Consider the following 16467-nt stretch of genomic DNA (forward strand, 5'->3'; position numbering starts at 1 on the left):
CTGCTGTCTCATCCTCGAGGATGAGATCTCCTCAGCTGTCTCCCGGACGGACGAGGCCCGACTCGTAGGCGAGGACGACCGCCCGGACGCGGTCGCGGAGGTCGAGCTTGGCGAGCACGTGGCCCACGTGGGTCTTCACGGTCGCCTCGGAGAGGTGCATGCGCCGGGCGATCTCGGCGTTGGTGTCGCCGGTGGCGATCTCGCGCAGCGTGTCGGCCTCGCGCGGCGTCAGCTTCGCGAGCACGCCCTCGCCACCCGCGGGTCCCGGGCTGGAGGTCGCGACGTGCTCGATCAGGCGCCGGGTCGTCGAGGGCGCGACGACGCCGTGGCCGGCGTGCACGATCCGGATCGCCTCCACGATCTCCTCGGCCCGCGCGTCCTTGAGCAGGAACCCGCTGGCGCCGGCTCGGATGGCGGGGAAGGCGTAGTCGTCGAGGTCGAAGGTCGTGAGCGCCACGACCTTGGTGCGGGGCAGCTCGCTGACGATCCGGGCCGTGGCCTCGATGCCGTCGAGGCGCGGCATTCGCAGGTCCATGAGCACGACGTCGACGCGACGTTCGCGGACGAGGGCCAGCGCCTCGATGCCGTCGGCTGCCTCGCCGACGAGTCGCAGGTCGGGTTGCGACTCGACCATCATCCGCAGGGCGCTGCGCATCAGCTCCCGGTCGTCGACGATGGCCACCCGGATCTGCTCGTCGTCAGTCATGCCGTCGTCGATCATGCCGGAATCCTCGCCTCGACGCGCCAGCCGTCCTCGACCGGCCCGGCGCTCAGCGTCCCGCCGACGGCGGCGAGGCGCTCGCGCATGCCGATGAGGCCACGGCCGCCGTCCTCCCGGGGCGCGGTCTCGCCGCGGTTGCTGACCACGACCTGCAATGCCTTCGTCTCCCGGGTCAGCGTGACGCTCGTGGGTGAGTCCGGCGGTGCGTGCTTGACCACGTTGGTCAGGGCCTCTCGGACGACGCGGTACGCCGCCAGCTCCCGCAGCAGCGGCAGGTGCCGCGGCTCGCCCGTGACCGAGAGGTCGACCGGGAGACCGGCGGCGCGCACCTGCTCGACCCGGGTCCGGCAGGTCGGCCAGTGTCGGCTGCGGCGGCCCGTCCCCGGCGTCGTCGCGCAGGACGCCGAGGAGGCCACGCATCTCGGCGAGGGCCTCGCGACCCGAGGTGGCGATCGCGTCCGGGATCTCCGCCGCGCGATCGGGTCGTGTTGTCACCGCCATCCGGCCGCCCTCGGCACGGGCGACCATCACCGCCAGCGAGTGCGCCACGACGTCGTGCATCTCGCGGGCGATCCGGCGACGCTCGTCGGCGGCGCCCTGCTCGGCCAGCGCCCCGACCCACGCCATCCGGGTCGCGCGGTATCGGCCCAGCGCCCACGCGGCCGCCGTACCGCCCAGCACGGACACCGTCAGGAACAGCCGCCACACCCACATCGCCGAGACGGGCAGGATGAACTGCGTGTCCCACAGCCGCACGACCGTGAGCAGGCAGCCGACCGGGGCCGATCCCGAGGGCGACCGTCGGCCACGGCTGCTGCGAGTGCGCGGCGACGGCGTAGAGCAGCACGAAGAACACCGGGCTCGTCGGCAGCAGCAAGGGTGCGTACTCCCCGCCCGCCTCGATCGCCGTCGGCCCGCCGAGGTCGGGGCCGGCCGCGAGGAGCAGCATCGCGAGGCAGCCCGGGCCGAAGGCCGCGCGCGGCCAGCGGTGCGCGACCCCGACCGCTGCGTGGATCGCCACCGGGGCGGCCGGGAGGACGACGGTCCCGGGCGGCGCCGGTGTCGCCGTCGCGTACGGACGTGAAGCTCACCGGCAGCAGCAGCGCCGCGAGCACCACCGCCGGGAGTGCCTGTCCCACGGCCCCCGAGCCAGCGCGGTCCGGGCGACGTGGGCGCGAGCGTGGTCACGTCGCCCAACCTAGCGGCTGTTGCTGTCTCAGATCCGAGACGCTGCGGTCCGCCTCGTCGTTGACCGCGAGGGCCTGACCCGATGGACTCACCCCATGACCTTCGAGGCGATGTGGCGCGACCTCCACGCGGTGGGCCGGTCCGCATCCTCGGGCGGCTACTTCCGCCAGCCCCGGACCTCGGCGGAGTCGGAGCTGCGTTCGTGGTTCACCGAGGCCGCGCTGGCCCGTGGCCTCGAGCTCGAGACCGACGGGGTGGGCAACCGGGTCGCCCGGTGGCGACCCTCTGCGTCGGAGGTTGAGGAGGTCGCGCAGCGACCGTCACGAAACCAAGCCGTCCTCACCGGCTCCCACCTCGACTCAGTCCTCGACGGCGGTGCGTACGACGGCCCGCTGGGCGTGGTCTCCGCCCTCGCGGCGGTCGACGTGTTGCGCGCTCGTGGGTTCTCGCCGCAGCGCCCGATCGGCGTCTCGGTCTTCACCGAGGAGGAGGGCTCGCGCTTCGGGCTGGCCTGCCTCGGTTCCCGGCTCGTCACCGGCGCATCACAGTGGGCCGACGCGCGCGAGCGCCGCGACCGTGACGGTGTCTTCCTCGGCGACGCGGTTTCGGACGCCGGCCTCGATCCCTCGAAGGGCCTGCTCTCCCTCGACGACGTCGGCGTCTTCGTCGAGCTCCATGTCGAGCAGGGCCGCGACCTCGTCGACCGCGATGTCGCCGTCGGCGTGGCCAGTGAGATCTGGCCGCACGGGCGCTACCGCTTCGACTTCGAGGGCGAGGCCAACCACGCCGGCACCACCCGGATGGAGGACCGCCGCGACCCGATGCTCACCTATGCGATGACCGCGCTGGCCGCGAACAAGCAGGCCCGCCTCGCCGAGCAGCGCGCCACCTTCGGCCGGATCGAGGTCGCGCCCAACGGCACCAACGCCGTCCCTTCCCGCGTCACCGCCCGGCTCGACGCACGGTGCAGCTCCGACGACGCGCTCGCCGAGCTGGTCGGCGCGATCTCCCGCCGGGGCACCGAGCGCGCCGACCGCGACGGCACGTCGCTGACCGTCACCGCCGAGTCCGTCTCCGGGTCGGTCGCGTTCGACCCCGACTCCGGCCCGTGACCTCTCGGCGATCGGCGACTGGCCGATCATCCCGACGCAGGCCGGACACGACGCCGGCATCCTGTCGGCCGCCGGCATCCCGACCGCGATGCTCTTCGTCCGCAACCCGACCGGGGTCTCGCACTCGCCGGACGAGTTCGCAGAGATGGCGGATTGTCTCGCTGGGGTCGAGGCGCTCGCCGACACGTTGGCAAAGCTGGCGTCGTGACGACCTACCTCCTCGAGCGCGCCCTCCTCCCCGGAGGTGTGCGCGACGACGTGCTCGTCGGAGGTCGCCGACGGCCGCTTCGCATCCGTCGAACCGGGCACCCTGTCGGGCGCGGCCGAACGCCTGAACGGCCTCACCATCCCCGGCCTCGCGAACACCCACAGCCACGCGTTCCACCGTGCCCTCCGCGGCCGCACGCAGCACGAGCGCGGCTCGTTCTGGACGTGGCGCGAGCAGATGTACTCCGTCGCCGAGCGCCTCGACCCCGACACCTACCTCGCCCTCGCGACGGCCACCTTCCGCGAGATGGTCGCCGCCGGGATCACCTGCGTCGGCGAGTTCCACTACCTCCACCACCAGCCCGACGGCCGCCCCTACGACGACCCCAACGCGATGGGTCTCGCCCTGATCGAGGCAGCCCGCGTCGCCGGGCTGCGGATCACGCTGCTCGACACGCTCTATCTCTCCTCCGGCTTCGGCGCTCCGCCCGAGGGCGCGCAGGTGCGGTACGACGACGGGTCGGCCGACGCCCGGGCGTCCCGCGTCGACGCCCTGACCGGGACCGACTGCGCGTTGATTGCCGTCGCGCTGCACTCGGTCCGCGCCCTCCCGTCGGTGCCCGCCTCCGCGCTGACCCCGCTCGCCAACTGGGCGGAGGGTCGCCCCCTCCACGTGCACCTCTCCGAGCAGGTCGCCGAGAACGACGGCTGCATGGCGGCGTACGGCGTGACGCCCACGCGGCTCCTCGCCGATCACGGCCTCCTCGGGCCGTTGACGAGCGCGGTGCACGCCACGCACCTGACCGACGAGGACATCGCGCTCCCGGGTGAAGCGCGCGTTCGCCCTCCTTCTGCCCGACCACCGAACGCGACCTCGGTGACGGCGTCGGCCCCAGCCGCGCACTCGCCGACGCGGGCGCGCGCCTGACCCCCGGGCAGTGACAGCCACGCGGTCATCGACCTCTTCGAGGAGATGCGCGCCGTCGAGCTCGACGAGCGCCCGGTCACCCAGCAGCGCGGGCACTGGCAGGCGGCCGACCCGGTCGAGGCCGCGACCACGGCCGGGCACGCCAGCCTCGGCTGGGACGACGCGGGCGCGATCGCCGTCGGCATGCGCGCCGACCTCGTCACCCTCGACACGGTCAGCCCTCGCACCGCGGGCACCGGCGGCGACGAGCACACGGTCGTCTTTGCCGCGGGCGCGGCCGACGTCACCCAGACCATGGTCGACGGGCGCGTCGTCTTCCGGCAGGCTGACGCCGAGCAGGTCGGCCGCGAGTTGGCCCAGGGCGATCGGGAAGGTGTGGGCGCTGTGAGCAGCATCCTGATCACCGGCATCGGTGAGCTGGTCACCAACGACGCAACCCGGCCTGAGCACGACGACCACCGGGACCCGACCGGAATCCTCGGGCTCGTCGACGACGCCGCCGTCGTGCTCGAGGGCAGCACCATCGCCCGGGTCGGCCCGGCGGCGGAAGCGCCCGCGGCCGACACCGCCTACGACGCGGGTGGGCGCGCGGTGATCCCGGGCTACGTGGACAGCCACAGCCACCCGGTGTTCTCGGGCGATCGCGCGCAGGAGTTCGCCGCCCGCATGACGGGGAGCCTTATTCCGCCGGCGGCATCCGCACCACCGTTGCGGCCACTCGCGCGGCCACCGACGAACAGCTCATGTCGCACGTCGCCCGTCTCGTTGCCGAGATGCGGGCCCGGGGCACCACCTCACTGGAGATCAAGAGCGGCTACGGCTTGTCGGTCCACGACGAGGCACGCTCGCTCGCCGTGGCCGGGAACTTCACCGAGGACACGACCTTCCTCGGCGCCCATGTCGTGCCGAGCGACACCACCCCCGAGGACTACGTCGAGCTGGTCACCGGGGCGATGTTGGCGGCGGCGGCGCCGTACGCCCGATGGATCGACGTCTTCTGCGAGGACGGCGCCTTCGACGTCGACCGGGCACGAGCGATCCCGGCAGCGGGCACCGACAACGGCCTCCGAGGTCGCCTCCACGCCAACCAGCTGACGTACGGCGGTGGCGTCAAGCTCGCCGCCGAGCTCGGCCTCGTCGCGGTGGACCACTGCACCTACCTCGCCGACGACGACGTCAGCGCCCTCGCCGACTCCGGAACGATCGCGACGCTGCTCCCGGGCGTCGAGTTCTCGACCCGGCACCCCTATCCCGATGCGCGCAAGCTGATCGATGCCGGCGTGCAGGTGGCCATCGCCAGCGACTGCAACCCCGGCTCCTGCTTCACGTCCTCGATGGCGCTCTGCATCGCGCTCGCCGTCCGGGAGATGCGGATGAGCCCGGCCGAGGCGTTGCACGCCGCCACCGCGATGGGCGCGAAGGCCCTCGACCGCGACGACGTCGGCGTGATCGCGGTGGGCAAGCGCGCGGACCTCGTGCTGCTCGACGCCCCCTCCTACCTGCACCTCGCCTACCGCCCGGGCGTCCCCCTCGTCGCCGGCGTCTGGCAGGGCGGTCGCCCGGTCACGACGATGGCGTAAGTCGGAATAGCGATCGAGCTATTCCGACTTAATACTCATAAGTCGGAATAGCGGCTAGGCTGTTCTCACTGAGGAGGCGGTGATGACAGCATCTGGCGGCTCGATCGCGGGTCCCAACCCACGAGGACCTGCTCGAGCCATGGCGGCAGACGTTCCGCGGGGGATCGCGCGACGACCGGATGTTGCGGGAGGTGATCACCCGCGTGCCGCCGCGACTAGCCATGGTCGACGTCACAGTTCCCGCCGAGGTAGGTGCGCGGATGGACGACGCGCTTCGCGAGATTGCGAGCCTCGACGAGACTCACGGTGCTCACCTCGGCTCCTTGTCAACGCTGCTGATCAGAGCCGAGTCAGTCGCGTCCTCAAAGATCGAGTACGTCGAGGCGTCGGTCGACGACTACGCCCGGGCGCTGCACGGAGTCAGGTCCAATGCGTCGGCCACATCGATGGTCGCGTCCACCGACGCCCTCAAGGATCTCATCGACTCCGTTGATGAAGGTGGAGCCGTCGTGCTCGCCGACGTCTTCGCTGCGCACGCCACACTGATGGCTGATGACCCGCTTGAGCGTGCGTCCGCGGGCCGCCCACGAGATGTGCGGAACTGGATCGGTGGGTCTGACCACTCACCTCGTGGTGCGCTCTACGTCCCGCCGCCGGCACGCATGGTGGAGCCGCTGCTCGGTGACCTCATGGAGTTTGCAGAACCGAAATGACGTCGGGGTGCTGATGCAGGCCGCAGTCGTCCACGCCCAGTTCGAGTCGATCCACCCGTTCACCGACGGTAACGGCCGCATCGGTCGAGCTCTGATCAACACGGTCCTTCGGCGGCGGGGTGCGACCCGTCGCGTCGTAGTCCCCCGGCGTCAGCGATCGTTGCTCGCCGCGACAGCTACTTCGACGCGCTCGGTGCCTATCGCGACGGGGACGCGGGTCTCATCGTCCGCATGTTCGCGGTGGGTTCGAGGATCGCCGCCCGGGAGTCGCGTGTCACGGCCGAACGGCTCGCGCTGATGCCTGACCAGTGGCGCGAGACGTCCGGTTCTCCACGACGGGGAGCGCTGCAGCGAACCTTGTGGACGGCCTGCTCGACCACCCCATCTTCTCGGCAGACGAGGCAGCGCTCAGGCTCGGAGGAGCGCCTTCGAGTGCATATGCGGCGATCGCCCGGCTGCACGAGGCGGGCGTCATCAAGCCGCTGACCAACCGCACCCGCGGCCAAGTCTGGATCGCCGCTTCAGTGGCGGAAGAGTTGGACGATCTCGGGGTGCGCATTGCTGCTGCGCCCCGACGCGAGTCCTGACGTGCGAACGCTAGCCACTTCGTCGGACGTTGAGCGGGACGTCCGACGACCCGGTCGCCCGGGCAGCCACATCGTCGGACATCCCGGCTGACGTCCGACGAGCCGGCTGCCACTTCGTCGGCCGCAGGCCGACACGAGAGAGCGAAGAGCGGCCTACGCCGCACCCATCGCCGCGAACAGCACCGCCGTCGCGTGGCGGACGGGTTCGCCGTACGCCGATCGACGCGCACCGGCGAGGGCCTCGTCGAGTCGCTGCCCGGACGCCGGGCCGGCGTGCAGGGACAGCATCACCCGGACGGTGGCGACGTCGTCCACGTCCGCGATCGACGCGATCACTCCCGCAGTGCCCCTGGGTCAGCAACGCCGACGCGAAGCCGATGACGTCCTGACCGCCGATGGCCGCGACGACGCCGGATCGGCAGGCGGGGAGGACAATCCGGTGCGGCGGCTTCGCGAGCCGGTGGATGTCGTCGACCGTGAGCGGCCCGTCGGCCAGCTGCAGGTTGGAGAACATCGGGCTCTCGGAGCGGAAGGTGCCGTGCGCGGCGATGTGCGCGAGGCCGGCGCCGTCGAGGGAGGCGAGGACAGCAGCGACGGTCGCCTCGTGGGACACGAGACGGGTCGCGCCCGGGCGAAGAGCAGCGACGGCCACGACCTCACCGCCACCGCTCGGCAGACCGGGTCCTGCCACGAACACAGCCCGAGCCGACGTCGGCTGGGCCTTGGCAGGCGCGTACCCATGCAGTGGCGGACGGCGTCAGCGAGAACGATCGGTCGTGCAAGGAAGGGATGAGCCCCCACGGGGCTCCGAGGAACGCGGCGGGCGGGGAGATGACGACCGCCCGGTCCGGCGGCAGCCAGCGAGACAACGGCCCGAGAAGGGTGGCCTCCAAACGCAGCCCAAGCGGCTCCAGTGAGATGGGCCGGCCGCGCGTTGCGCTCCGAAGTCCGTACAGCGCGCGGTCCATCGCTTGCTGCGCTACCTCCAGTGGACCGACGCGAAGCGTTCGCCAGCGACCGTCTCGCACCACGACGGCATGCAGCGTGCCGTCCACGTTCACGAGCTGCACCAAGATCCGGTCTGCCAGTTGCGCCACGAGCTCAGCGGAAGACATTGTGCTGGTCCGCCCACCTGATCCAGCCGTCGCCGCCCACGCCAGACGGACTGCACGCTCCTTCGCGGCCCGCGACCGCGTCAGGGCCCGGATCCCGGCGGGGTCGGACTCCTCGGTGATCCGGTGCGAGAGCCCACGGATCGTCGCGAGCAGGTCGTCGATCACCGGATCCGTCGGCGCAGCCACCGGTTCCGCTCAAGGACGCTGCGCGCCCCCGGTCGCTCCACAGCACCAGAGCCCGCGGACCGCGCGGAAGAGCGTGTCGCACTGCCGGGGCGGCCAGATCTGAACTGTGGATCGCGGTGAGGGCGCGCAGTTCCGGACTGCCGAGGGACGCGCGGTGCTCGGCCAATGCGTCGAGCCCCTGCCCCACTGCCTGCAGCACCCCGCGGTCGTCCCTGCACCTCCGGGTCCAGAGCATGAGCCAGCCGGGCGGTGCTGCGGCTGAGCGGATTCCCCCGGTGCCGTCCGAGCGCTGCCTTCGAGAGGTACGTCGAAGCGCGGGCCGGATCCGAGCGCGCGAGCTCACGACCGGCGAGGAGTGCGGCCAGCACTCCGTCCTCGGTGCGGTCGTCGGCCGGGGAATCGGCCAGTGCAACGGCGGCTCGTCGGGACCCGCGGCCGAGCTCGATCCGGGCACGGAGGGCGACGAGGTCGGCGCGGATGCGCCACCAGTCGCGCTGCTGTCGGACGAACAGCCGCCGGGCGGCAGCAGCGTCGGCAAGTGCGTCCCCGGGGCGATGCTGGCCGAGCCGCGCACTTGCCTGCATCAGGAGCAACTCGGCGCTGGCCCGTGGTCGGGTGTGCGCCCATTCCGAAGCTGCATCGATCACGTCGACCGCCTCGTCGGACAGGCCTGCCACCAGCAGGGCTCGGGCGTTGTCCATCGCCAGCTCAAGGTGCGGCTCGCCCAGTGTTGTGTAGCGCGCGGTGAGATCTGCGAAGGCCGACAATGTCGCCGGCAGCTCTCCCCGGAAGAACCGTATGAGCGCGAGGTTGTGCAAGACCACCAATTCTCCGAAAGGCTGTTTCAGCCGGACGAAGACGGTCTCGGCCTCGCGCAAGTCCCGTTCGGCCTCAGCGAAGTCTCCCTGCATCATGGCGAGGTAGGCGCGCAGGTTCAGGGCCCGGGCTTCCCGAGGTTGCGTCGCCGGATTGTCGGAGGCTGGGCACGGCCTCCCGTAGGTCATCGCGAGCCTCGGGGACGTTGCCCAGATGGGCATGCACGTGAGCCCGGCGCATCAAGGCCCCGGGTCGTACGTTGCCGCTTTGTGTGGCACCGCGAACCGCCGCGTTGAGCTCGCGCAGGGCAGCCGCTGTCCGTCCCTGCATGGCGTAGGTCGCACCGAGCGTCGCCCGAACGTCCGCGACCCGATCGCCGACGCCGGCCCGTTCCGCGAGCCGGCGCGCCGTCCTGAGATGGCTCAGGGCGAGGTCGATGTCGCCGCGGTCGCGGAGCACGATCCCGAGGGCGTGATGGGCGTACGAGAGCGCGGGCGCGTCCTTTTCGCCATGGATCGACGCTCGCGCGATCGATGCTGCACGGTCGGGCTCGGCGAGGGCCAGTGCGAGGAGGGCGTCGCCAGCAGGATCTGACACCTCCATTTTCCTCCCGACCCTCGCGGTGAATGGCTACTCTCAGGCGAGGCCCGCCGCTCCGGCGTCGCCCGTCACGCTCCATCCAAGCCCATGGGGGGACCGTCATGGACAATTCGCCAACAGACGCGAAGGGCGACTCCGGTCGCGACGCGGACGACAAGAACGATCGGTTGCAGAAGGAGATCCTGCGCGAGCAGGTGCGCTATCTGATCAAGGCGATGGGCGGGCCCGACGCAGCTGCCGCCGTCTGGACCGAGGACGGTTGGCTCTCCTACCTGTATCGCCTCGGCTACGTGCTCGCACGAGACGAACACTGGTCGGATGTCGCCGAGCTGCTGGGCGCGGAGCGGGTGGATGGCGGGCGCTCGCAGCAGATGCGCGGCCTGACGGTGCTGAAGCTGCCGCTCGATGACGAGAATGACACGACCGGCCATTTGGAGCGGGTCGACCGAGAGATGGGAGTCGGCATCGCCACCCCCGATCACATCATGTTCGTCACGCCCGGCGGGTGCGGGCAGTGCTGCCCCGCAACCGAGCCAGAAGAACTGGATGGCGCCGTGGCGCCGCACCCGCCCATCACCAGCGACTCTGGAGCGGGCACCGGAGTGTTCGTCTCTGTCGTGGACACGGGCTGGTGGCCAGCTGCGGCGGCCCTCGATTCACCGTCGCCCCGGCTGGACGGCGTCACGGGTGACCCGGAGACCATCGATCTCGACCACATCCACCCTTACGCCGGGCACGGCACCTTCATCGCCGGCGTCGTCCGCACCCGGGCCCCGAAGGCGCAGATCCGGGTCGAGGGCTTCCTCCCCACCGGTGGCGCTGCCTACGAGTCGGAGATGGTGATCCAGCTCGGGGAGGCACTGGCCCTGAGTCCCGACATCATCTCGCTCTCGGCCGGGTGCCCCACACGTGATGAGCTGCCACTTCTCAGTTTTGAGGTGTTCTGGGAGCAGCGGTTGAGCCACCAGAAGGGCACGATCCTCGTCGCCGCGGCGGGCAATGACTCACACCGGCTGCCGTTCTGGCCAGCCGCCTTCCCGTGGACCGTCTCCGTTGGCGCGCTCGATGCGGATGGCAAGCGAGCCGACTACTCCAACTTCGGCAGCTGGGTGGACGTCTACGCACTCGGCACCGACCCGGTCAACGCCTACCCGACCGGCACGTTCTACTGCCACCAGCCGCCGAACAACAACCCGCCGGTCAAGCGGGAGTTCCGGGGTCTGGCGAAGTGGAGCGGCACGTCCTTCTCCACGCCCCTCGTCTCAGGCCTGATCGCGGCCCGGATGAGCCAGAAGGGAGTCAGCGCGCGTCACGCTGCCGACGAGCTCTGGCTGAGGCGCGCAGCGCGGGTCGCCGGGGCGTCGGGCCGGTGCTCGAGCCCAACAACTGAGCCCAGTCAACCGACTCACCCACTATGACGCGATGCGTTATAGTGGGTGAGTGATCAGATCTTTTCGGGACTCTGCGACCGAACGGCTCTGGTCACGACAACGGGTCACGAGCCCCGATCCGCGCATCGAGCGAACGGCCTTGCGCAAGCTGGTGATGCTGGACGCTGCTGAGACCTTGGCCGATCTGCCAGTGCCGCCCGGCAACCGACTTGAACCCCTGCGTGGTGATCGGGCAGGACAACACAGCATCCGCATCAATCAACAGTGGCGAATCTGCTTCACGTGGACCGACGCCGGACCCGCCGACGTCGAGATCGTCGACTATCACTGAGGAGGCGCCAGATGACGACCATGACTCCGATCCACCCCGGCGAGATCTTGATGGAAGACTTCCTCGGGCCTCTGGGGATCAGCCAGAACGGCACGGCGGTCGCCATCGGGGTCCCCCCGCGCCGGATCAACGAGATCGTGCACGGCAAGCGCCGTGTCACCGCAGACACCGCTCTGCGGTTGGCCCGCTACTTCGGCACCACGGACAGGTTCTGGTTGAACCTCCAGACTCGCTTCGACCTCGAGGTCGAGAAGGATCATCTCGGGTCGGCGCTGAATGAGATCAAGCCGCTGCAAGAAGCGGTGTGAGTGATCAGAAGGTCAGCCACTGCGTCGTGCCGGTGCCCTCGATCGTGAAGCGCACCGGCCCGGGCAGTGAGCCCATCAGCTCGAAGACGCCGTCCTCGTCGCTGGGCGACTCGACGCGCTGACCCACGACGTTGGTCATCACCACGGTCACGGTCCCGCCCGGGAGCACGTGGCCCATGATCCGCTCGCCGTCGATCTCCAGCTCCAGCGTGCCGATGCTGGAGCTGAACGAGACGGTGCGCGGCTCGTCGACGCCGGCGCTGCGGACCGTCGACGCCTCGGTGAGGGAGTCGTAGGTCAGCTCCATCAGCTCCTCGTCGATGTTGCGCCGGGCAAACGCGGCCTGAGCGGCCTCTCGATGGCGAGGGTCGACATCGTCGTACGCGCGAAGAGCAAGAGCGAGGTCGTCGAGGACGGCCTGGTCTTCAGGGGTGCTCTCGTTCATGGGGTTCTCCCGTCAGGGGCAGGTGGGGTGAGGTGTCGCAGTGCCCGGCTCTTGCGCAGCTGGTCGATCGCGCGGGCCCGGGTCGGCCCGATGCTGCCCACGGGGATGCCGGTTCGTCGGCTGATCTCCGCGTAGCTCGGTGCTGGGTCTTCGGTGAGCAGGAGCAGGAGTGCCCGACGGTCGTCCGGCAGCTCCAGCAGTGCATCCACCAGCGCCGAGTGCCGCTCGGTCGCCATCAGTTCTTCGATCAGGTCGGGTGACTCGTCGTCCCGCTCGAACACCGGCGACTCCCGGGGATCCGCCGGCACCGTCCGGTTGCGCTTCTGCAGGTAGCGCAGGCTCTCGTTGCAGGGTGACCGTGGCCAGCCACCCGGGCAGCGCCCGCGGTTCGTCGATCCGGTCCAGGTGCTCGACCAGCCGCAACCAGACGGTCTGGTTGACATCGTCGGCATCGGCCCCGAAGAGCCGGTGTCGACGAATGAGGGACGTCACCAGAGGCAGAAGGCGTTCGACGAGCTGGTTCCACGCAGACTGGCTTCCCCCGCGAGCCTCGTTGACCAAGAGCGCCATGTCCGACCCCCGGACGGCCACGGTGCGGCGTCTGGAACGCGTCCTTCACTCATCATGATGACGTCCCTCACTGTGGTTAAGAGCGCGCTGCAGGCCGCCTGATACAGCGAATGCTAGCGATTTCTGAGGTAGCCGTTCAGACGATCTGAGGTAGCTGTCCCCACAGAGATAGGACACCTGCCCGATGTGGGTGCCTACCTCAGCGGCGGAATCTCTTCTCATCAACCCAGATGAAGGAGAAATACCATGTTCACCACCGACAGCTTCCTGAACGCCGAGGTCACCTATCGCGAGGGTCGCGTACGCCGCGGACTGGCCACGCACCGTCAGCTGGCCGCTGCCAAGCGGGCCGCGAAGCGGACGACGCACGATGAGCACGACCCAGACACAAACTGGGGAGGCGATGTCGGTGGGAGGCGACACAATGACCCTTGTGTCGACCACCCGCAGCACCGACCTCGTCGGACGCGATGCCGAGCTGGAGGAGCTGATCTCCCGGCTCGGCATTCGCGCGTCCACCACCAGTCCGACCGGCACTTCGACGTACGCCGACAGCCGCACCGTGCTCCCCGGCCGGGGACGCCGGAGTCGGCAAGACGAGACTGCTGACCGAGCTCCGCGACGTCGCCCTCGGGGAGGGCTGGCTGGTGCTGGCCGGGCACTGCCTCGACTCCGGCCGACGGGTCCCTGCCCTATCTCCCCTTCTCCGAGATCCTCGGTCGCGTCCTGACGGACCGGCCGGAGGTGGCCGCGAGCGTGACGGACCGTCACCCCACACTCGCCCGCCTCCAGCCGGGCCGTCGTGTCCGCGCCACCGACGACCACGACGAGGACCAGTCGCTCGACCGCGGCAACATCTTCGCTGCGGTCCACGACCTGTTCGAGACCCTCGCCGAGGCCGGCCCGCTGCTCGTGGTCGTCGAGGACACCCACTGGGCCGACCAGTCGACCCGCGACATGCTCAGCTTCCTCTTCTCCCGCCCGTTCGCCGGCCCGGTCGCGCTGGTCGTGTCCTACCGCTCCGACGACCTGCACCGGCGACACCCGCTGCGACCCCGGGTGGCTGAGTGGGCGCGACTGCGCGGGGTCGAGCGGCTCCGTGTCGAGCCGCTGTCCGACGGTGACGTGCGACGGCTGGTCTATGCCATGCACAAGTTCGCGACCATCACCGAGGCAAGCGTCGCCGAGATCGTCGACCGCGCCGAGGGCAACGCGTTCTTCGTCGAGGAGCTCGTCGGGGCGACCCGGGCGACCGGTGGCCAGATCCCGACCGAGCTGGCCGACGTGCTGCTGGTGCGGCTCGACCGGCTCGACGAGCGCACCCTCGAGGTCGTCAGGGTCGCCAGCGTGGCCGGGCGCCACGTCTCCCACGAGCTGTTGGCAGCGGTCACAGGTCTCGGCGCCGCCGAGCTCGAGGGCGCCCTGCGGTCAGCGGTGGAGTCCAACGTGCTGGCGCAGGCGCGCGGTTCGTCGTACGCCTTCCGGCACGCGCTCCCGGGCGAGGCGGTCTACGACGACCTGCTGCCCGGCGAGCGGGCCCGCCTGCACACCTCGTTCATGGAGGCGCTGCAGTCGGGCCGGGTGGTCGGGACGGCCGGCGAGCTCGCCCTGCACGCCCGCCGTGCCGGCGACCGCCTCACCGCGGCCGTGGCCAGCATCGAAGCCGGCAACCCGGGCCTTCGCGGTCGGCGGTCCCAACGAGGCGGCCATGCAGTTCCCGGACGCGTGGAAGCTGCTCGCCGAGCTCCCCGACGTGCCCGACGACATCGACCTGCACGCGCTCGTGCGCCGGTGCGCGGAGGCGTTCATCGCGGCCGGCCGGGTGTCGAAGGCCGTGACCGTGCTCCGCTCCCACCTCGCCTCCATGCCGGCCGACGCCTCCGCGATCGACCGTGGCCAGATCCTGACGGCAATCGCGGCCGCACTGATGATGACCGACACCACCGACGACCCCGAGGCCATCGCGGCCGAGGCCGTCGAGCTGCTGGCCGACGCGCCGCCCAAGCTGTTGGCCCGTGCCCTCGGCGTGCACGCGCAGTCGGCTGGGCCGCCGCAACGAGCAACGTGCGCGTGCGGTCGCGATGGAGGGGCTGGCGCTCGCCGAGCGCCACAGCCTGACCGGCATCGCGGTCGAGATCTCGACGACGCTGATCAGCCTCGACGACTCTCCCGACCTCGACAAGCTTCCGGCCGCCCGGCGCGGCGCCGCCGAGCGGGCCCGTGCCGAGGGGCACGTCGAGGCCGAGCTCCGTGCCCTCTACTTCTCGGCTCGGTTCCAGCGCGACCGCGGTGACTTCGCCGGCGCCGTCGAGGTCTACGACGAGGTCATCCGTCGCGGCGAGGAGGTCGGCCTGCGCTGGGCGCCGTTCCCGGCCGAGGCGCGCTGGATGAAGGCGACCGTGTTGACCGTCCTCGGCCGTCTCGACGAGGCCTGGTCCCTGCTCGACGTCGGGGGCCTCAACCCGCCGATGGTCTACGAGTGGCTCTACTTCGCCCACCGGGTCCACATCAGCGTCATCCGCGGCACGTGCAAGCCCGACTCGTTCACGGCGCTGCGCGACTACTGGTCGCGCGACGGCCTGATCGCCATCGTGGGTGGTTCGGCCGAGCTGGTCAGGGCCGACCGGGCGACTGACCCGGAGCGCGCCACGGAGATCTACGACCAGGTCGTCGCGACCGTCCGCCCGCTGTGGCACGAGTGGTTCCGGGCGCGGCTGCGCCTGGACCGCGATCGTCATCGGGGTCCACGCGAGCGCCGCTTCCCAGCAGTCCGTCGCCCAGCGCGAGGCCGCCGCACAGGTCGTCCGCCGCATGCTGCACGACGGCGAACGCGTCATCGACTTCTATGCCGAATACGACACCTCTCGCGGCCCCGAATACCGGGCTCGGGTGGCGCGCCTCGCCGCCGAGGACCTGCGCTTCCGGTGGCTGAGCCAGCTCGACCCGCCCGGCAGCGACGAGCTCGTCTCGGTCTGGCGCGCCACCGAGGAGGCCTTCGTCGCGTACGGCGACGTCTACGAGATCGCACGCGTGCGCGCCCGCTGCGCCGAGGTGCTGCGCGCGACCGGTGATGCCGCAGGCGCCCGCGCGATGGCCGACTCGGCGCGTCAGTCGGCGCGCGCGATGGGCGCGCAACCCTTGCTGGCCGAGCTCACGACGCTCGGCTCGACCGCCCAGCCCTCGCAGCCTTCCGACGTCAGCCTCACCCCGCGCGAGGCCGAGATCCCGGCCCCGGTCGCGCAGGGCCGCACCAACGGCGAGATCGGCAAGCAGCTCTTCATCAGCACCAAGACCGTGTCTGTCCACGTCTCCAACATCCTCGGCAAGCTCGCCGCCTCCTCCCGCACCGAGGCCGCCGCGATCGCCCGCCGCGATGGGCTGATCCCGGCCTGAACGACCAGTGATTCGAGTCTTGATGGATCTCCCGGTCTCGATCCAAGAGACACGGTCGGCAGTTGGCCGCTCCGCCGACGCGCGGCACGCTCGCGAGCGCTCACACGTCCGTGAACTGCCGACCTCCGCGTACGGCGACCGCGTGGCTAGTCCACCGGAGTTACCGAACCGTACTGGGGTTTCAGGGCTGGCGGACCCCCGTGCAGGTTCGGTAACTCGACGCTCGATGGGGGCCGAAACACGGACACCCGGGCGCCGGGCACAATGTCGTGAGTG

21 protein-coding genes and 3 pseudogenes are annotated in these 16467 nt (G+C 70.7%); 15 read left to right on the forward strand and 9 right to left on the reverse strand.

Going from position 1 to position 16467, the window contains the following annotated elements; genetic code table 11:
• Positions 1 to 31: 31 nt before the first annotated feature.
• The 3 genes and pseudogenes from LP418_RS13630 to LP418_RS30915 form a co-directional block, all read right to left on the reverse strand.
• Positions 32 to 706: a response regulator gene (locus LP418_RS13630; RefSeq protein ID WP_257957037.1), complete on the reverse strand. Its 675-nt coding sequence runs from the start codon at positions 704 to 706 to the stop codon at positions 32 to 34.
• A gap of 11 nt (positions 707 to 717) precedes the next feature.
• On the reverse strand, positions 718 to 1137 hold the full coding sequence (locus tag LP418_RS33425) for a sensor histidine kinase (protein ID WP_442940267.1): 420 nt from the start codon (positions 1135 to 1137) through the stop codon (positions 718 to 720).
• Between the two features lie 31 nt (positions 1138 to 1168).
• A pseudogene (locus tag LP418_RS30915) lies at positions 1169 to 1435 on the reverse strand (histidine kinase); the annotation flags it as partial.
• 25 nt (positions 1436 to 1460) lie between these two features.
• Between LP418_RS30915 and LP418_RS13640 the strand changes: the two are divergent.
• The 8 genes and pseudogenes from LP418_RS13640 to LP418_RS13675 all read left to right on the forward strand — a co-directional run bounded on the left by LP418_RS13640 (position 1461) and on the right by LP418_RS13675 (position 7036).
• Positions 1461 to 1805, forward strand: coding sequence for a hypothetical protein (locus LP418_RS13640; protein WP_257956676.1), 345 nt, complete (start codon positions 1461 to 1463; stop codon positions 1803 to 1805).
• A 199-nt stretch (positions 1806 to 2004) separates the two neighbouring features.
• Positions 2005 to 3021: an allantoate amidohydrolase gene (locus LP418_RS13645; protein WP_257956677.1), complete on the forward strand. Its 1017-nt coding sequence runs from the start codon at positions 2005 to 2007 to the stop codon at positions 3019 to 3021.
• Positions 3022 to 3109: 88 nt separating this feature from the next.
• Positions 3110 to 3229: a hypothetical protein gene (locus LP418_RS13650; protein ID WP_336275990.1), complete on the forward strand. Its 120-nt coding sequence runs from the start codon at positions 3110 to 3112 to the stop codon at positions 3227 to 3229.
• A 36-nt stretch (positions 3230 to 3265) separates the two neighbouring features.
• Positions 3266 to 4411: pseudogene (locus LP418_RS13655) on the forward strand (formimidoylglutamate deiminase); the annotation flags it as partial.
• 129 nt (positions 4412 to 4540) lie between these two features.
• Positions 4541 to 5736 (forward strand): annotated as a pseudogene (gene hutI / locus LP418_RS13665) (imidazolonepropionase).
• A gap of 179 nt (positions 5737 to 5915) precedes the next feature.
• A complete protein-coding gene (locus tag LP418_RS13670; protein WP_257956679.1) occupies positions 5916 to 6449 on the forward strand; it encodes a hypothetical protein in 534 nt (177 codons plus the stop codon).
• A 13-nt stretch (positions 6450 to 6462) separates the two neighbouring features.
• Positions 6463 to 6747: a Fic family protein gene (locus LP418_RS33430; RefSeq protein ID WP_442940194.1), complete on the forward strand. Its 285-nt coding sequence runs from the start codon at positions 6463 to 6465 to the stop codon at positions 6745 to 6747.
• Positions 6748 to 6808: 61 nt separating this feature from the next.
• Positions 6809 to 7036: a hypothetical protein gene (locus LP418_RS13675; protein ID WP_257956680.1), complete on the forward strand. Its 228-nt coding sequence runs from the start codon at positions 6809 to 6811 to the stop codon at positions 7034 to 7036.
• 10 nt (positions 7037 to 7046) lie between these two features.
• Here LP418_RS13675 and LP418_RS13680 read toward each other — a convergent pair whose 3' ends face one another.
• From LP418_RS13680 to LP418_RS33435, 4 genes are read right to left on the reverse strand one after another with little or no spacing between them, the layout of a single operon-like run.
• Positions 7047 to 7727, reverse strand: coding sequence for a CHAT domain-containing protein (locus LP418_RS13680; protein WP_257956681.1), 681 nt, complete (start codon positions 7725 to 7727; stop codon positions 7047 to 7049).
• A complete protein-coding gene (locus LP418_RS13685) occupies positions 7693 to 8316 on the reverse strand; it encodes a hypothetical protein (protein WP_257956682.1) in 624 nt (207 codons plus the stop codon). The genes LP418_RS13680 and LP418_RS13685 overlap by 35 nt, the downstream gene beginning before the upstream one ends.
• The gene (locus LP418_RS13690) at positions 8313 to 9341 is read right to left on the reverse strand and encodes a hypothetical protein (RefSeq protein ID WP_257956683.1); all 1029 of its coding nucleotides are present in this window, start codon (positions 9339 to 9341) and stop codon (positions 8313 to 8315) included. The genes LP418_RS13685 and LP418_RS13690 overlap by 4 nt, the downstream gene beginning before the upstream one ends.
• Entirely contained in the window at positions 9229 to 9756 is a 528-nt protein-coding gene (locus LP418_RS33435) for a tetratricopeptide repeat protein (RefSeq protein WP_442940195.1), read from the reverse strand. Before LP418_RS33435 ends, LP418_RS13690 begins: the two co-directional genes overlap by 113 nt.
• A gap of 98 nt (positions 9757 to 9854) precedes the next feature.
• Here LP418_RS33435 and LP418_RS13700 point away from each other — a divergent pair, with 98 nt between their 5' ends.
• Genes LP418_RS13700 through LP418_RS13710 form a run of 3 tightly spaced genes read left to right on the forward strand, consistent with a single transcriptional unit; the run spans position 9855 to position 11783 of the window.
• Complete coding sequence (locus LP418_RS13700) at positions 9855 to 11171, forward strand: S8 family peptidase (protein ID WP_257956685.1); 1317 nt, start codon at positions 9855 to 9857, stop codon at positions 11169 to 11171.
• 22 nt (positions 11172 to 11193) lie between these two features.
• Positions 11194 to 11475, forward strand: a complete 282-nt coding sequence (locus LP418_RS13705; RefSeq protein WP_257956686.1) for a type II toxin-antitoxin system RelE/ParE family toxin — start codon at positions 11194 to 11196, stop codon at positions 11473 to 11475.
• A gap of 11 nt (positions 11476 to 11486) precedes the next feature.
• Entirely contained in the window at positions 11487 to 11783 is a 297-nt protein-coding gene (locus LP418_RS13710; protein WP_257956687.1) for a HigA family addiction module antitoxin, read from the forward strand.
• 4 nt (positions 11784 to 11787) lie between these two features.
• On the opposite strand, the gene LP418_RS13715 is transcribed toward LP418_RS13710, so the two are convergent.
• Complete coding sequence (locus LP418_RS13715; RefSeq protein WP_257956688.1) at positions 11788 to 12228, reverse strand: hypothetical protein; 441 nt, start codon at positions 12226 to 12228, stop codon at positions 11788 to 11790.
• Between the two features lie 12 nt (positions 12229 to 12240).
• Positions 12241 to 12798 (reverse strand): RNA polymerase sigma factor, encoded by a 558-nt coding sequence (locus LP418_RS13720; RefSeq protein ID WP_442940197.1) that lies wholly within the window; start codon positions 12796 to 12798, stop codon positions 12241 to 12243.
• A 433-nt stretch (positions 12799 to 13231) separates the two neighbouring features.
• Between LP418_RS13720 and LP418_RS13725 the strand changes: the two genes are divergently transcribed.
• Genes LP418_RS13725 through LP418_RS13740 form a run of 4 tightly spaced genes read left to right on the forward strand, consistent with a single transcriptional unit; the run spans position 13232 to position 16191 of the window.
• Positions 13232 to 13528: a hypothetical protein gene (locus LP418_RS13725; RefSeq protein WP_257956690.1), complete on the forward strand. Its 297-nt coding sequence runs from the start codon at positions 13232 to 13234 to the stop codon at positions 13526 to 13528.
• A complete protein-coding gene (locus tag LP418_RS13730; RefSeq protein ID WP_442940268.1) occupies positions 13510 to 14916 on the forward strand; it encodes an ATP-binding protein in 1407 nt (468 codons plus the stop codon). The genes LP418_RS13725 and LP418_RS13730 overlap by 19 nt, the downstream gene beginning before the upstream one ends.
• Positions 14880 to 15869, forward strand: a complete 990-nt coding sequence (locus LP418_RS13735; protein WP_257956692.1) for a hypothetical protein — start codon at positions 14880 to 14882, stop codon at positions 15867 to 15869. The genes LP418_RS13730 and LP418_RS13735 overlap by 37 nt, the downstream gene beginning before the upstream one ends.
• Entirely contained in the window at positions 15829 to 16191 is a 363-nt protein-coding gene (locus LP418_RS13740) for a response regulator transcription factor (protein WP_257956693.1), read from the forward strand. Before LP418_RS13735 ends, LP418_RS13740 begins: the two co-directional genes overlap by 41 nt.
• Positions 16192 to 16467: the final 276 nt, after the last annotated feature.

The sequence above is a fragment of the Nocardioides sp. B-3 genome, from assembly GCF_024703895.1.
Taxonomy (GTDB): domain Bacteria; phylum Actinomycetota; class Actinomycetes; order Propionibacteriales; family Nocardioidaceae; genus Nocardioides.

Coding starts and splice junctions, on each gene's coding strand:
- LP418_RS13630 (WP_257957037.1), bottom strand. CDS start 706: ATGACTGACGACGAGCAGATCCGGGTGGCCATCGTCGACGACCGGGAG.
- LP418_RS13645 (WP_257956677.1), top strand. CDS start 2,005: ATGACCTTCGAGGCGATGTGGCGCGACCTCCACGCGGTGGGCCGGTCC.
- LP418_RS13650 (WP_336275990.1), top strand. CDS start 3,110: ATGCTCTTCGTCCGCAACCCGACCGGGGTCTCGCACTCGCCGGACGAG.
- LP418_RS13670 (WP_257956679.1), top strand. CDS start 5,916: ATGTTGCGGGAGGTGATCACCCGCGTGCCGCCGCGACTAGCCATGGTC.
- LP418_RS33430 (WP_442940194.1), top strand. CDS start 6,463: ATGCAGGCCGCAGTCGTCCACGCCCAGTTCGAGTCGATCCACCCGTTC.
- LP418_RS13690 (WP_257956683.1), bottom strand. CDS start 9,341: ATGACCTACGGGAGGCCGTGCCCAGCCTCCGACAATCCGGCGACGCAA.
- LP418_RS33435 (WP_442940195.1), bottom strand. CDS start 9,756: ATGGAGGTGTCAGATCCTGCTGGCGACGCCCTCCTCGCACTGGCCCTC.
- LP418_RS13700 (WP_257956685.1), top strand. CDS start 9,855: ATGGACAATTCGCCAACAGACGCGAAGGGCGACTCCGGTCGCGACGCG.
- LP418_RS13710 (WP_257956687.1), top strand. CDS start 11,487: ATGACGACCATGACTCCGATCCACCCCGGCGAGATCTTGATGGAAGAC.
- LP418_RS13715 (WP_257956688.1), bottom strand. CDS start 12,228: ATGAACGAGAGCACCCCTGAAGACCAGGCCGTCCTCGACGACCTCGCT.
- LP418_RS13720 (WP_442940197.1), bottom strand. CDS start 12,798: ATGGCGCTCTTGGTCAACGAGGCTCGCGGGGGAAGCCAGTCTGCGTGG.
- LP418_RS13735 (WP_257956692.1), top strand. CDS start 14,880: ATGGAGGGGCTGGCGCTCGCCGAGCGCCACAGCCTGACCGGCATCGCG.